We start from the raw sequence: 15,366 nt of genomic DNA, 5'->3' as shown, positions 1-15,366 counted from the left end.
CCACGAGAGGCGAACAACAATGACATCACAGTTTAAGCGTCTTCCACGCAAAACAACCGACCTCGCATTGTTCGCCAATGCCGGGACGCTGGCTCAAAAAATCATTGCCACCGTTGTCAGTTTTACGCTCGTGCTTCAGCCAGTGCTTCTTCACGCACAGGACATATCGCCGGAAGCTGGAGGATCTTTTGCAAATCGCCCCGGGATAGGGGCTGCTCCGAACGGCGTGCCGCTCATCGATATCGTCGGACCCAACAGCCAGGGTCTGTCGCACAACAAATACAACAATTTCAACGTCGGCACGCCGGGCGTTATTCTCAACAACTACAATGGTGAGATCGGTACGTCGAAGCTGGGTGGCGCGACACCTGGCAATCCAAACCTTCAAGGCAGGGGTGCTGCCACGGTCATCCTCAATGAGGTGACGTCGCAAAATCGCAGTTCTCTCGTCGGGCCGACCGAAGTGTTCGGCGGCCGCGCCGACGTCATTATCGCCAATCCGAACGGGACCACCTGCGACGGCTGCGGTTTCATCAACACGCCACGCGCCACGCTGACGACGGGTGTGCCTGACATCGGCGCTGATGGACGTCTCAATGGCTTCACGGTCAATAGCGGAGACGTCACGTTTGGTCCGAAGGGAGCGAATTTTGCGACAGGGGACGGGAGAGTCGATCTGTTCGATATCGTATCCCGTACCATCCAGATCGACGGCACGATCTATGGCGAGGACCTGCGCCTGACGGCCGGTAAGAGCAAGTTCGATTATGCCACTGGTGAAGCGACACCGCTCGATGCGATCTCCGGAACACCTGAATATGCAATTGATGGTTCCGCACTCGGGGCGATGCAGGCCGGCCGCATCAAGATGGTCGTCACGGAAAAGGGCGCTGGCGTTCGCATGCGCGGCGACATGGCCGCCAATGCCGGTGAACTTTCGCTATCGGCAGACGGCAAAATCTCGATCGGCAATGCCTCTGGCAATAACGGCGTAAACATCTCTTCGAAGGGAAGTGTTTCGGCCGGTCGTCTCACCTCGAAAAAATCGGTGTCCGTCAAAACGGGGAAAGACGCCAAGATCGCTTCGATCGGCGCAGAAGAGGATATCCTGATTAATGGCGGAGCAGGTTTCGTCGATGTCAGCGGTACTCTCGGGGCTAGTGGCGCACTCCACGTTCTGGCGGATGGTCGAATTGCCTTGGCCGACGCGTCGGCTGCCGGGCCTGTTTCGCTGTGGTCTGGGGCTGGTTCCATTGCCATCGGTGGCACGGCCCAGTCTGGCAAGGCGATGTCGCTTACGGCTGCCTCAGGCGCGATCGCAGCGGGCTCGCTGCTTTCGAAAGGCGATTTGGCTTTGCTTTCCGGCCTTGATCTCGGGATTTCCGGGCTCGTGCTTGCAGAAGGGAATTTGCAGGCTTTGGCTGGCAGCGACATCCGCTATGACAGTCTGGAGGCAAACGGAGACGTTTTGCTGTCTTCGACAAATGGTGTCATCAGTTTCGATAAACGCACGGCCGCCGGGGGCGACATCAGGATCAGGCAGCAAAATGCCGACCTTTCCAATAACAGGAGCGGACTTGCTACATCTGGCACACTCTACATTGATGCCAATAATATTAATCTCACCAACAGCACGCTGACGTCAGGTGGTATTGATCTCACCTCATCTGGAACGACAGATCTGACGGGTGCGCGGCTCAATGCTGTCACCGCGAGCAGCACAGCTCGTTCCGTTCAGGGGTCAGGTGACATCGCGATCCAAGCGGGTAGCCTCACTGCAAATGACGTCACCAATATTCTTGCGGCCCATAATCTGACGCTGTCGCTTTCGCAACTTGCCAACGCCGGTCAGCTGGCTGCTGGCAATGATCTTACCCTCAATATCGCCGGCAACCTCACCAACACCGCCACGGGGCTCATCTATGCCGGTAACGACGCGGCACTTTTCGTGGGCGGCGTGCTTGCCAATGATCAGGGGGCGATTGTCGCAGGTCGTGACCTCACAATTGCTGGAAGTGCTTCTGGCGCGCGCAATGCTGCTACGGTCAACAGTTCAGGTCTAATTTCCGCTAGTCGCAATATCTCGATCCTGACGGCAAATCTGCGTAACGAGAAAAGCGTGGCTCCGACCTATACGAGCCAGCAAATCTCAAACGCACTCGTGTCGGCTTATGACACCTATTATGCACGCGAATGTGGAGATTGTTCATCTCCCGTCTCTTTTGCTGGCAAGCAGTTCGTCATTGGTGCGCCCATTCGCCATGTCTATCGTGATGTGACTGAAGACCGTCTCACATCGGCTGGTAGCCCCGCAGCGACAATCAAGGCGGGCAATACGCTTTTTATCGATACCGTCGATCTTACCAATGCCTATAGCAACATCGAAGCCGGCTCCGGCATGACACTTGTTGGCTCCGGCACGCTTAACAATCTCGGTTTGCAATTGCAGCGTACCACTTCGCTAAATTGTAACCAACAAGGCGGCTGCCAGTATTTTCCCGATGTCATCTATGAGTGGCAGGAATCGAAGACAAGCGGCGATACAGGTGGTTGGGAAGGTTCATGGCAGGTCGCCATGCCTGGTCCCAGTCCCTTTGGAACGCGCGATGCGTCAAAAGATCTCGGGCCAGGACGGAGTGTAGAAAGCGTCGAGGCGATCGGCGGTGTTCCCGCGGCGATCCGCTCTGGCGGAGCGCTGGGTATTACCGGTTTTGGTGCCGTTAACAATACCGCCGCAGCAGGTACGATCGCAGATCATGTCAGCGTAGCAGCGCCTGCGCCTTCGAGCGATCCGACCGGATTGCTCGCTGGCATGACCGCAAGCGGTGCGCTGTTCACTATTGGCTCCGTTGCAGGCCCGCAGTCCGGCGGCTTTGGCGGCACCATTCCCGGTCAGACGTTCCTCTATGAAACGCGTGCCGCCTTCCTCGATGTCTCGAAATTCTACGGATCGAGCTATTTCCTTGGCCGCATCGGCTACCAGCCGGACCGGCAGATCCAGTTCCTTGGGGACGCCTATTTCGAGAATCAATATATTGAGCAGCAGCTCAGACTGGCGACGGGTTCCGGCCTTAACGGGCAGGATTCGATCGCTCAGATAAAGCAATTGCTCGACAACGGAGCCGCCTATCTGGGAGCGCAGCAGCGCCCGCTCGGCCAACCGCTTACGGCTGAGGAGATCGCCAGCCTCACCGAATCCGTCGTCGAATATGAGTGGCAGACGGTGAACGGTACGACCGTTCTTGCGCCGGTACTACATCTCGCCGCCAATGACAGGGAAAGATCGAATTCTGCGGGCGCGCTGATCGCCGGCAATCAGGTGACAATCGATACTGGCCTGCTTGCAACATCAGGCATGATTGCATCGGCTGGTGATCTGACTGTTTCCGGTTCGTCGATCGCGGCGATCGGCGGCACCTTCACGGCGGGTGGCAATGCCTCGCTGAAGGGGAACGAGAGCATTCTGCTGGCCAATGCGAAGGTGAAAGCAGGTGGCAATCTCGGCCTGACGTCGAATGGAGACATCAATATCTCCGTGACTGAAAGGTTGACAACCAGCACATTGCGCGACAAGCGGAGTTCGACGACGGTTGTCAGAACCACCAGCCAGGGTTCCGAGATCACCGCGGGCGGTTCGGTCTCAGCCAATTCAGGCGGCAACCTCAACGTCATCGGCAGCACGATTGCCGCCGATGGAACCGTTGGTCTGAAAGCGACCGGTGATGTGACGATCGCCGAAGCTGTCGACACTACCACGATTGACTACGCCTATAAGAAAAAGGGCGGTCTGTTCGGCGGAAGCAAACAGACGACGAGCCACACGGAAACGCAGACCGTCGTCGGATCATCGGTCAGCGGCGGGAAGGGTGTGTCCATCGTCTCAGGTGGAGATACCGTCCTCTCGGCCTCGACGGTGACTGCCGGCGACGGGACCAACAAAGCCGATATCAATGTCAGCGCGGGCGGCGATCTGCTGATCGCGTCGGGCAAGAATACTGCGGAGTTCGAGCAGAGTTCATCATCCAAGGGCTTCCTCTCGAAAAAGAGTTCGACGCAGTACAACTACGACGAAACGACAGTTGGCTCCCAGCTTTCCGCGTCCGGCAACATCAAGCTGGATGCTGGTGGCAACGCCGTCATCGCTGGCTCGAATGTCACGGCAGGCGATGCGATCAGCGTCGCGGGTGACAGCGTCGCCATCATCGGGGCGGAGGAGCAGCACGCGCTGGAGAGCAGCAGCAAGAAATCCGGTCTGTTCGCCGGTTCCGGCGGTGGCTTCCTTTCGCTCTGGGGCAAGGAGCAGAAAGAAAAGAGCCAATCATCTACCTTTAACGTTGGCTCTGCGCTGAAGGCGGGGACCGATGTCACGCTCACGGCACGCGAAAACGACGTGAATGTCATCGGCTCCTCTATCGCAGCCAGCAGCGACATCACGCTTGATGCAGCCCGTGACGTCAATATCACTCCCGGGGCAGAAAGTGCCTCGTCGGCGCAGAAGGAGCAGCGCTCCGGTTTCGGTCTTTCTTTCAGTTCAGGCGGTGGTAGCGCCTCTGTGGGCATTGGCTACGGCAAGTCGGTTGATCAAACGAGCCAGTCTTCCGAGACCAATGCCAGATCCACCCTTTCTGCCGGCCGTGATCTGATAATCTCTGCGGGCCGCGATGCCAACCTTCAAGCGGCTGAGGTGTCCGCTGAGCGGGATGTTGCTATCCTCGCAGAGCGCAACGTCAATCTGCTTTCGGCGCAGGACAAGTCCAACTACGAAAGCCTGCATGAGGAGATGTTTGCTGGCATCAGCCTGTCGGTGTCCTCCGGCCTCGCGGGTGCTGCGGGTAGTCTCGCTAACGCTGCCGGAAAGCTTGGCGGTCCGAACGGTGCCTATGCTCTCGCACCGTCTGCGCTCGCGGCGTATCGAGTAAAAGACATTCTCAAGCAGATCGACGGCGGTTCTCAGCCGCTGGCCTCTGCAAGCCTGTCCATAGGCTTCACATACCAAAAGAGTAGCGCAACTCTCTCGACATTAACGCCGGTTGTCACAACGATTGAAGCAGGGGATTCAGTCAGCATTGTCGCCAACTCCGGCGATTTGGCCGGTCGTGGCGTTCAGATTGCAGCAGGCTCCCAAAGCGATCCGACATCAGGGAACGTGCTTCTCATGGCTGGCGGCTCCATTCTGTTGGAAAGTGCCCAATCTGCTTCATCCTCCTCGAGCAGCAGCCAGTCAGCAAACGCTTCAATTGGTGTCAATCTTACGAACGGCGGTCTGAGCGGTGGTTTTGCAGCGGGCAGCGGTAAGCAGGACGCTCACAGCGTCACTCACCTCAACACCCATGTCATGGGCACCGGCAATGTCACACTGGCTTCTGGCAACGACACTACGCTTGCGGGAGCTGTTGTGTCCGGTGAACGGGTTACTGCTGCCGTCGGTGGCGACCTCAACATCGTCAGCCGCCAGGATACGATGATCTACGACGAAAAGACAGCTGGCGGTGGCCTGAATCTGTCACCAGCGGGCAAGGTCGGTGGTGGGGTTCAGAAAACCGATGTTGAAGGTAATTATGCCAACGTTTCCGAACAGAGCGGACTAATCGCGGGCTCCGGCGGATATAATGTCAAGGTCGGCGGCAATGTCGAACTTGTCGGTGGCGTCATAGGTTCAACGGCCGATCCCGCCAAAAACACGCTTTCCGCCGATTCGTTAACCTGGTCAGACATAGCCAACCGCTCCGAGGCGTCGAGCTCCAGTCTTGGAATATCCCTGACGCCCGGCGGCATTCCCGTTCCTGTAGTCGGCCAGCCGGCCAAGGAGGAGGACCAGGGGGTTGCCCGTGCCACGCTGACACCGGGTCAGTTGACCCTCACCAATCAGACACAAGATCTGGCCGCGCTCAACACAGACCTCTCTAACGCCAATACAACGGCCGACCCATTTGACATTGAGCGCCTGAAGGCAAAGCAGGAGAGTGCGGCTGCCCTCTCGGCGCTTGCCAACATCGCCGTTGGTGATATCTCCGCTAAACTCGGCTTTGCCGAAGGCAGTCCGGCGAAGATTGCCCTACATGCTGCGGTCGGGGGCCTTGTCGCGCAGCTTGCAGGCGGTAGTGCCGGATCGGGAGCATTGGCAGGTGGATTGAGCGAAGTCGTCAATGGCGTCTTGCAGCAGGTGTTGAGCGCCAATCCGAACCTGACCGACGACCAGAAAAGCGCCATCACCCAGTGGGTTGCGGCAATAGTCGGTGCGGCGGTCGGAGGAGAGACCGGCGCGGCCGCCGGGCTAGACAACGTTAATCATAATTTCCTGACTCACAAGCAGAGTGAGGATCTCGCCAAGGAACTAAAGGGCTGCGACAGTGCTGGCGATCCTGCTGCGTGTAAAGCTGCCGTGTCAGATAAATATAGCCAGATCGACTTCGATCAGGACCGTCAGCTTGATGCCTGCCGGACGAGGCAGTGTGTCCAGGACCTGTTGGGTGATCTGAATGATGACCCGCGTTTTGCATACCTCGATGTGATGAGACTGCAGGAACTTGGCGTCAGTGAGTCACTGGCGCAGCGCCTGCTCTCTTATCAGGTCATGGAACGATGGCTAACAGGAGATTCCACCGTCTTCGAGCAGAAGATCATGGATGTCGCTTCTGGTGTGGGTTACTGCGAGGACCATGGTCAATCGAGCAGCTGTTTCGCAACTGGCCAAGCTCTCAAATACGTGTCAGCGACTGTAACCGAAATCGCCTACGGTGTGATCGGTTTGCGTTCTGGCATTGGAACAGGTCACGGGGAGGCAAGCGGGGGGCAAACGGCCGGATACAGAAGAGTTGTCGCATCCGACGGAACCGTCGTTCTCGTTCCTGAAGGGTACAGACCACTTTCTAGCGCCGGTGCGGTTGGCAACGATGTAGGCGGTTTGCCTGTTGGTTTTGCACGAGTTGTTGACGTAAACGGTAACGTTGTCATAGCTGATAACCGTGGCAATGTTTTCAGTTCGGTCGATATTCTACCCGTTCCCACCGGGGCATTCAGCGGTAGGTATGAAGCAAATCCAAAACATGACCAGATTCGTCCGGGGGTAAGTGCCCAACCTACGAACGGAGGGCAGGCATTGTCTAATTCTGTGCCGCTCGGCGGGAATAGTACTGCGCGTATAGGTTACGACAGTTCCACAGGCGAAATTGTTGTGTTTCAAAATCACTTTGAGAGCGTATATCACGGGTATGTTCCGTCTTCTTGGAACGAGCTGCGGCAGTCCGAGAAAAATGCACTTATCCGTGCTGGGCTGTTCACGGCCAAAGGGAGGCCTGTCAAGTGAAGTACAAATCGCCAGAAAACAGAACGGAAAAAGAAATTATTGAGATTTTGTCGCGTATTGACAACGATCCAGAAGAAAGAATATCAGCAGTTTTGTCTGCGGTATACTACGGAAAAACGATAAATTTTTCAGGGGATATTTTGATAGAAGAGTTTAAAAAGGCAAAATATGGTGAGAAGCTATGGTTAAAAAATATTTTTGAAACCTTCTATGGAATGTGTCGAACAAATTATCGTATTGATGATAGTATTATGGTTTTGACGGATTTTGAAAGGCAGAATCCAGAATATAGTTTGGATATTAAATCCACTATTGAAGCGCTTGCTGAGTACAAATCCATATTTAATAGCGATCATAGCGAAGGGCGGTTTTGATGAGGGTTGGGGTAAGTCATCCGATTCATTGTAGAAGACGCCGATATAATTAATGAAGATGTTGAAATCATTCTCCTCCATTATTGTCGGATCTCTGTTCCTGACTGGATGCACCGCATTGAATCAGACATCGTCGGCGATCAACGACGCGAATAGCGGTGTCGTCGCTGCGATGCTGTCACCATACCGAAAACTTGACTCCCAATGGCGAGGCAAGACACTCGCAGACTTTCAGAGCAGGTTCGGGGCACCGACAGGCCAGGACAAGGAAGGGAACCGCGTGTGGTTTCGCACCATTGTCGCGCATATTCCGGGACAATATGTTGAGACAGCGGACTATATGCAAAATATGACAATTAGACGCAGGGAGTTCATTTCTGCGCACGACGCGCAGAAAAGTTGCGAGATCGCCGTCACGGTGAAAGCAGGACGGATAGCAGCGATAAACGCGCGCCGCGATATCGGTATTCCGACGGACAGCTATCGCCTGTTTTCAGGGATGGAATCGACTTGCCAGCGGATATTTGGATTATAATCTTTAGTCTATCTATCGATATATCATTCTCTTTTTGGTCCAGTGTTCACGCCGCCCTCATCTGCGGGATTTTGAAGTATTCGGTAGACCAAGGGGTTTTGCCATCAATCTGGCTCCATATTTGGTGGGGCAGATGTCGCGGTCAATGTTGGCTAGATTTGGCCAACTGAGCTTGTTGACCTAGAGGTATTCGATCTTCCGGGATTTGCGACGTATCGTTTTTGACCGCGAGGTTGTAGCAACGGCGTAATGACCTTGACAGAGCACCCTAGGAGTCTAGAGGGGGTTTCATGTTCATTTTGGGAGTGTAGACATGAAATCGCTGGCAGCCGTTTCGGCTTTTGTGGGCAAAACCTTTGCGGTCTGGGTCATCTTGTTTGCCGTGCTCGGCTTTTATTTTCCAGATACGTTCAAGCAGATTGGGCCGTGGATCGTCACGCTTCTGTCGATCATCATGTTCGGCATGGGGCTCACACTTTCGGTCGACGATTTTCGTGAAGTCGTAAAGCGCCCGGTCGATGTTACCATCGGGGTGCTCGGCCAGTTCCTCATCATGCCGTTACTTGCGGTGCTGCTGACTCTGCTAATCCCGATGCCACCGGAAGTGGCAGCGGGTGTCATCCTGGTTGGCTGCTGCCCGGGCGGCACATCGTCCAATGTCATGACATATCTTTCGAAGGGCGATGTCGCCCTTTCCGTCGCCTGCACGTCAGTGACGACGCTTGCTGCTCCCTTGGTGACGCCATTCCTCGTGTGGTTGTTCGCCAGCCAGTTCCTGCCGGTTGATGGCTGGGCAATGTTCCTGAGCATCGTCAAGGTCGTGCTGGTGCCGCTGGCCCTTGGTGCTGCCTTGCAGAAGCTTTTGCCAGGTGTCGTCAAGGCGGCCGTGCCGGCTTTGCCGCTCGTGAGCGTCATCGGTATCGTTTTGATCGTCTCGGCGGTTGTCGGCGCATCGAAAGGCGCGATCGTGCAGTCCGGCCTGATGATCTTTGCGGTCGTGGTTCTTCATAATGGGCTCGGTTATCTGCTCGGCTATTTCGCGGCAAAGGCGACCGGCCTCTCACTCACCAAGCGCAAGGCAATCGCCATCGAGGTGGGCATGCAGAACTCCGGTCTCGGTGCCGCTCTTGCGACGGCATATTTCTCGCCTCTCGCAGCTGTGCCCAGCGCCATCTTCAGCGTCTGGCACAATATCTCCGGCGCGTTGCTGGCCAACTGGTTTTCGGGCCGCGTGGACACGACGGCGACGACGAAAGCCGGATAGGATCGCCGGACGAAGATTGGCCGACGGGATATGAACCAGCCCGAAAGGGGTTCTTCGAAACATGACGCCTTAGATCCGTAACGTCTCGACCAAAATCGTCATCGACGCGGAAGCACTATCCGCGTCGATGGCCGAAGGCGACGATCAAGAGCATGAAAGTGTGAAAGCCCCGACCGCTTTCATATCGATATAGGTTTCGGCGGCAAGGTCGCTTGTTATCGCACCACAAAGACTGCCGGTGGTGACGATCTGTCCGCGCTTCAGCGTTCCATCCCTGTTGAGCGGGGAATTGGCGAAAGCGATAAGCGGGGCGAGCGGATCGATATTGGGGTGTTTCACCACCGCATCGAAACGAAGCTCTGTACCTTCGGTCACTGTCAGATGCGGCAGATCCCCGGTATTTTCGGCAAAGGTATTAATGATTGCCGCGTCGATTTCTGGCCCGAGAACAAACCCGCGATTGGCAAGGCGATCCGCCAGAAAGAGCGGGAAGGGGACCTGGTTCTTTTCCACCAACCGGTAGCCGAGCAGCTCGACGCCGAGGTGAACGGCGTCGATATGCGTCAGTATATCGGCCCTGCTGAGCGGGGTGGCGGTTGCGACGGAATATCGGTGGCGAGGGTGAAGCAGATTTCCACCTCGATGCCTTCAATATCCGCTCCGGGAAAAGACGCGATAGCGTCGTCACCGATCCGGTAACAATCGACCATCGGCGCAGCGACCGCGTTCCCGTCCGGCCGGATCGCCAGCTTCCAGCCTCCCACTGTTTTACCGGAAGCTTCAACGAAAGCGCGTTGAACGGCAATGGCTTCCTCAAGGCCTTCTGGAACGAGGCCATCCGCCTCGATTGTCGCCAGCGCAATTTTGCTGCTGTTCAGGCCTGCTTTCACAAGGCCCTGGGCCAGTTTTTCGATCGCCGTCATTCCAGTCATCATCCCTCATTCTGTCTATTGGCCGAATGCTGTCACGATTTGGCGCTGTTTGCCAAGGCCATCAATGCCAAGTTCGACGACATCTCCGCTTTCAGGAAGACCGGCGGCTTCATTCCAAGGCCGACGCCGAGCGGCGTACCGGTCGTGACGACGTCACCGAGCATGAGGAGCATCGAGCCAGAGCACGAGGTTTTGTAGATCATCATTTCGTCCGGGTTCACAAGCCATGAGCCGAGCGGGCTCACGCTTTGGCCGCCGAGGAGGGGGAGGGGCAATCGTGGTTGCCATCCGTCAGGGGGAGAAAGTCGTCGGCACTGTGAGCGGTGCCGCGCCGCTGATACGGTTGAGCGATGAACGCGTGGCATAAAATCTGTCGCTCTTGGTGAAGGCAGCGAGCGATACGGAAATCGCCTTATAATCGGCGTCAACCGGCCGAAGGTACCTGATATGACAGGCAAGCTTATTAAGGATCGGGCGGCATTGCCGCCCGATCCTAGTTTGACTTAGGCTACGTCCGCATCGAACTGGATGCTGTGCAAGCGCTTGTAAAGACCATCGGTTGCGAGCAACTCGCGACGGCTTCCCTGCTCGACAACCTGACCATTATCCATGACGACGATCTTGTCGGCGCGATTGATCGTGGAGAGACGGTGAGCAATGACAATCGATGTCTTGTTGAGCGTCAAACGCTCAAGCGCGTCCCGGACAAGCGCTTCGGATTCGGAATCGAGCGCACTCGTTGCTTCGTCGAGGATCAATATGTCTGCGTCTCTCAGCATCGCGCGGGCGATTGCAATACGCTGTCTTTGGCCACCGGACAGACCGGAGCCGTTTTCGCCGAGCTTGCTATCATAACCATCGGGCATGTTCATGATGAAATCATGCGCATTGGCCGCTTTGGCCGCAGCAATGATTTCCTCATCGGTGGCGTTGTCGCGACCGACGGAAATGTTGTGCTTCACCGTTCCCGAGAAAAGGAAGGTTTCCTGGCCGACGTAAGAAACATGCTCGCGCAGGCTGGCGAAAGACACATCGCGCAAATCCATTCCGTTGATCTCGACGGAACCGCTTTGTGGATCATAAAGACGCATCATGAGGTTGATGATCGTCGACTTCCCACTGCCGGAAGGCCCGACCAGCGCAGTCATCTTCCCACCCTCGAAGAGGACGCTGACGTCCTTTAGAACCGGCTGGTTAGGAACATATTCGAAGCTGACGTTCTTGAGCTCCACATTGCCGCTTGCCTTGGGGAGCGGCAGGGCATCTTTCTTCTCGGCAAGTGTCAACGGAGCGTCCAGAACCTCGAACATCATGCGCACGCCAATCATGCCGCCTTCGATCTGAACTCGCATGCGGGCCAGACGCTTGGCCGGCTCATAGGCGAGAAGCAGGGCAGTAATGAAGGCCATCAAGTCGCCCGGCGAGCCACCTTTTTCAAGAACGGTGTAACCGGATACGGCGATGACGACTGCAATGGCGAGGCCAGACAGTGTCTCCATGATCGGGCTGGTCGCCGCTTCAAGCTTCGCAATGCCATTGGCGCGTTGCTCGACATCAGATACCGCCTTGTTCATGCGCTGGCGCATCAGCTTTTCAAGCGAGAATGCCTTAATGACGCGAACGCCGATGCTGGTTTCCTGCACGACATTGACGATTTCGCCCAACGAAGCAAGTTCCGCTTCCATGATCTTGCGAACGCGACGCAGAACAAGGCGAACGCTGAAAATCGCAATTGGACCAATGATCATGGAAATCGCGCTCAGAAGAAAATTCTGGGCGAACATCACGATAATCAGACCAAGAAGAGAAAATAGGTCGCGAACGAAGGACGTGACGATCGTGTCGATAACGCTACGCGCAGCCTGGGCGTTGTAGGTCACGCGCACAAGAAGTTCGGAAGACGGCAGATTTTGGAAAAAGGAGACACCCTGCTTCAAAAGCCGATCATAGATTCTACGTTGCTGCTCGGCAACAATGCTGTTGCCAGCCTTGCTAAGATAATAGCTCTGAACAAAGGTTGCGAGGCCTTTGACGATGAATATGATCGCCACAGCAAATGCAATCTCAAGGACGACGTCAAATCCCTGTTTGAGATAAACGCTATTGACGATGTCCCGCATGATCCATGCGCTGAGGGATGTCGTTCCAGCAACAATGAGCATTGCTGCTATTGCTGCGGAATACCAACCGACGTGCATTTTGAAGTTTTCTTTAAAAAGCCGCGATAGCAGCTTCTTGTCGTTTGGCGACAAAAACGATCCGATCACCGAGATATCCTTATTTAGTTTCTACGCGGTTAAGTATCGCGCTGGTGTGGCTGTTGATCACGCTCAAAGGAAAGCACTCCACGCCTTTCCTCGATCGAAAACGACACTATTAGTCGTGCGAAATTTTCTATAATGTCCAAGGCTGTGATCAAGGTTCTTGCCGTCTGTCTTCAAGGCTATGCAAATAAGCTCGCCGCGAATGAGTGTCAACCGATCAAGCTCGGCAGCGCTTGCAAGCTTGAGCGTTTATCTTTCCAGTGATGTCTATTGCCAACAGTCCTTAGCCCTAATTAGCGCGAGCGATATCCAAAATTTAAGAGCGGGATGAGGCAAGGTATTTGAGCTATGATCATTGGTTTGGGCTAAACGGCACGCTTGGCCATTCCAGCGAATTCGCGTAGAAGTGAGGGGAACGTGAAACAATGATCAGAACGGTTGCGTGGTCGGATTGATTGTGGTGACGTTCTTTCCTTCATTCCTCGCCTGTCGGCTTATTTGCCCGTCATGGCCGCAACCTAGTGTGATTTGACGTGACCCGTTATTCTTTGTCGGATGTTACGATAATATCTGTTTGTTACAAGAGCGACGATGTAATCGGCGGCATGGTCGCCTCGGTGCCTGATGAGGTGGCCATCGTGCTCGTCGACAATGGGCTTACAAACTCATTTAAAAGTTTGCCCAGCGAGCGTGCGATAAGAATTGTTGCGTTGACGAAAAACGAAGGTTTTGGCAAGGGGTGCAATTCGGGTGCACAAGCGGCGCAGACACCGTTTCTACTGTTTCTGAATCCTGATGCACGATTGAAGGAAGGTGCCGTCGAGGCTTTGCTCAATGCTGCCGTTGATTACTCCAACGGCGCAGCATTCAACCCTCGAATTATCAATGACGCAGGCGTGCCTTATTTCAAGCGCCGTTCATATTTACTGCCCCGCAGTGCCTTTTTGAAACGGGGGTGGCCTGATGCAGACTGTAGGGTGCCGGTTCTAAGCGGCGCGGCCCTATTCGTATCAAAAGCCAAATTCGACGCTGTCAAAGGATTTGATCCGAACATATTTCTCTATCACGAAGACGACGACCTTTCGTTGCGGCTGCAAAAATTGGGGGCGTTGTATTTCGTTCGAAATTCCTTGGTTGAACACGCTAGCGGTCATTCAACCGAGCGTTCACCGGAGATCGCTTATTTTAAAGCTTTTCATATGGCACGTTCCCGGATTTATACGGGTCTAAAGTACGGAAGACCTGTTCCAGTCCTGACAGCGCTGCTGAATGGAATTCTTCTTTTATTGTCACCTTCGAGTTTATTTTCCCGCAGGCGCCGTGCTAAGGCATTGGGGTTTATAAAAGGTACTAGACAAATGTCACAAGAACTGAAGGGGGGCCGCCTATGATTTCAGCCGCCTCGACGACTATACAGGCGAAATCCGGTTCGCGATCCGGTTTTTTATGGGTTCACTCGTGGATGCATCACCGGGTAAATTTCCACTCGGCATTTGAATAGAAACGATGGACAGTTTTTTTTCGTGGAAAATTCGTCGGGAATTCGTTCGTCTCGGCAGACAACTGTTAAACCTACCTGGCGAAGTCTTGCGCCTGCTTTATTTCCGACGTTGGTACGATTTTCGTACCTGCCGAAAAATAAGGCGAACTACCGGGCAAATCTCGATCGAGGACGAAGTTGGGGTATACCTTATTTTTCCAAAAGAAGGGCTCCTGCAGTCCCACGTTACGATGATTGAAGAAATGAGGCGTGCCCAGATCGCACCGGTCATCGTATCGAATTTACCCTTGTCTGATGATGATAGAGCAAAATTGATCCCTATTGTCGCACGAATTATCGAGAGACCGAATGTCGGATACGATTTTGGCGGTTACCGTGACGGATTTCTCGATCTAGCGGCTGAGTTGAGTAATGTGCAGAGAGCATGGATGCTGAACGATTCTGTTTGGCTCGTTCCTCAACCAACAAGTTGGTTCGAAGATGCGCGTATACTGGGTACAGATTTGGTTGCGGCTACCTCGAATTTTGCCATGCCTAGGGTGGCCCCTCATCGCTATAAGGAAATTATCTGGCGTCACCGAACCGACCACAAGAACTTCCACTACGCATCTTATGCTATGGGATTTGGTCCTCGTATCATCCGTGATCCGGCGTTTCTGCGGTACTGGCGTAAACTTCATATTACGGATGATAAAACACGAACCGTACGTCGTGGCGAGATCGGGTTGACGCAATGGGCGTTGCGTCATGGTTTTACTCACTCAGCGACACATGAAGTCGATCAGTTGGATAAAGAACTTGCGTCTTTCGACAACTCTGAAGTGGATCGTATCGCGCGTGAACTTGTAATTCCTGACGATGCAGCACTTGAAGGCATATTGGAAGGCGTACTTAGCATCGACCACAACACCCAGGAAGGTCGGGCGAACCGAATAGCTCTGATATTGGCGACCGTTTCAAGGCGCGCAAGCGCTTATGCGTTGCCTGGTTACGCTCTGCGGCGCGGTTTTCAGTTTCTGAAAAAATCTCCACTTTGGCTCTCCCGCGGCGGAGCTGCGACAATGGCCATGTTGATATCCAGGATTGATGGGCCTGTCGGAAATGAAATCCGAAACGAGGCGCGAATGTTGTTGCATCCTGAAGTAAAAAACCTCGCGGATGTAATGCGTGATGCCAATAAGGAGCCTTGA

General features: G+C 54.6%; 7 protein-coding genes and 2 pseudogenes. 6 read left to right on the top strand and 3 right to left on the bottom strand.

The features are described 5' to 3' along the window. The first annotated feature begins 19 nt into the window (after nucleotides 1-19). The 4 genes from CRO62_RS04970 (at nucleotide 20) to CRO62_RS04955 (ending at nucleotide 9,479) form a co-directional block, all read left to right on the top strand. Nucleotides 20-7,306: a hemagglutinin repeat-containing protein gene (locus tag CRO62_RS04970; RefSeq protein WP_323455476.1), complete on the top strand. Its 7,287-nt coding sequence runs from the start codon at nucleotides 20-22 to the stop codon at nucleotides 7,304-7,306. After that, nucleotides 7,303-7,680 (top strand): hypothetical protein, encoded by a 378-nt coding sequence (locus tag CRO62_RS04965; protein ID WP_097099435.1) that lies wholly within the window; start codon nucleotides 7,303-7,305, stop codon nucleotides 7,678-7,680. The genes CRO62_RS04970 and CRO62_RS04965 overlap by 4 nt, the downstream gene beginning before the upstream one ends. 52 nt (nucleotides 7,681-7,732) lie before the next feature. Then, entirely contained in the window at nucleotides 7,733-8,215 is a 483-nt protein-coding gene (locus CRO62_RS04960; protein ID WP_097099434.1) for a hypothetical protein, read from the top strand. A gap of 313 nt (nucleotides 8,216-8,528) precedes the next feature. Beyond that, nucleotides 8,529-9,479 (top strand): bile acid:sodium symporter family protein, encoded by a 951-nt coding sequence (locus tag CRO62_RS04955; protein WP_097099433.1) that lies wholly within the window; start codon nucleotides 8,529-8,531, stop codon nucleotides 9,477-9,479. A gap of 144 nt (nucleotides 9,480-9,623) precedes the next feature. On the opposite strand, the pseudogene CRO62_RS04950 reads toward CRO62_RS04955, so the two are convergent. From CRO62_RS04950 to CRO62_RS04935, 3 genes and pseudogenes are all read right to left on the bottom strand, one after another. Beyond that, nucleotides 9,624-10,402, bottom strand: a pseudogene (locus tag CRO62_RS04950) (2-keto-4-pentenoate hydratase). A gap of 24 nt (nucleotides 10,403-10,426) precedes the next feature. After that, nucleotides 10,427-10,578 (bottom strand): annotated as a pseudogene (locus tag CRO62_RS04945) (fumarylacetoacetate hydrolase family protein); the annotation flags it as partial. A 336-nt stretch (nucleotides 10,579-10,914) separates the two neighbouring features. After that, complete coding sequence (locus CRO62_RS04935; protein WP_097099432.1) at nucleotides 10,915-12,678, bottom strand: ABC transporter ATP-binding protein; 1,764 nt, start codon at nucleotides 12,676-12,678, stop codon at nucleotides 10,915-10,917. 530 nt (nucleotides 12,679-13,208) lie between these two features. On the opposite strand from CRO62_RS04935, the gene CRO62_RS04930 reads away from it, so the two are divergent. Next, nucleotides 13,209-14,066, top strand: a complete 858-nt coding sequence (locus CRO62_RS04930) for a glycosyltransferase family 2 protein (RefSeq protein ID WP_097099431.1) — start codon at nucleotides 13,209-13,211, stop codon at nucleotides 14,064-14,066. A gap of 115 nt (nucleotides 14,067-14,181) precedes the next feature. After that, nucleotides 14,182-15,366, top strand: a complete 1,185-nt coding sequence (locus tag CRO62_RS04925) for a rhamnan synthesis F family protein (protein ID WP_038495209.1) — start codon at nucleotides 14,182-14,184, stop codon at nucleotides 15,364-15,366.

The sequence above is a fragment of the Rhizobium sp. AN6A genome (assembly GCF_900215635.1).
GTDB lineage: Bacteria > Pseudomonadota > Alphaproteobacteria > Rhizobiales > Rhizobiaceae > Agrobacterium > Agrobacterium tumefaciens.
The sequence above is the reverse complement of the archived record's forward strand: the minus strand, read 5'-3'. Positions and strand labels throughout refer to the sequence as shown.

Coding starts and splice junctions, on each gene's coding strand:
- CRO62_RS04970 (WP_323455476.1), top strand. CDS start 20: ATGACATCACAGTTTAAGCGTCTTCCACGCAAAACAACCGACCTCGCA.
- CRO62_RS04960 (WP_097099434.1), top strand. CDS start 7,733: ATGAAGATGTTGAAATCATTCTCCTCCATTATTGTCGGATCTCTGTTC.
- CRO62_RS04955 (WP_097099433.1), top strand. CDS start 8,529: ATGAAATCGCTGGCAGCCGTTTCGGCTTTTGTGGGCAAAACCTTTGCG.
- CRO62_RS04925 (WP_038495209.1), top strand. CDS start 14,182: ATGGACAGTTTTTTTTCGTGGAAAATTCGTCGGGAATTCGTTCGTCTC.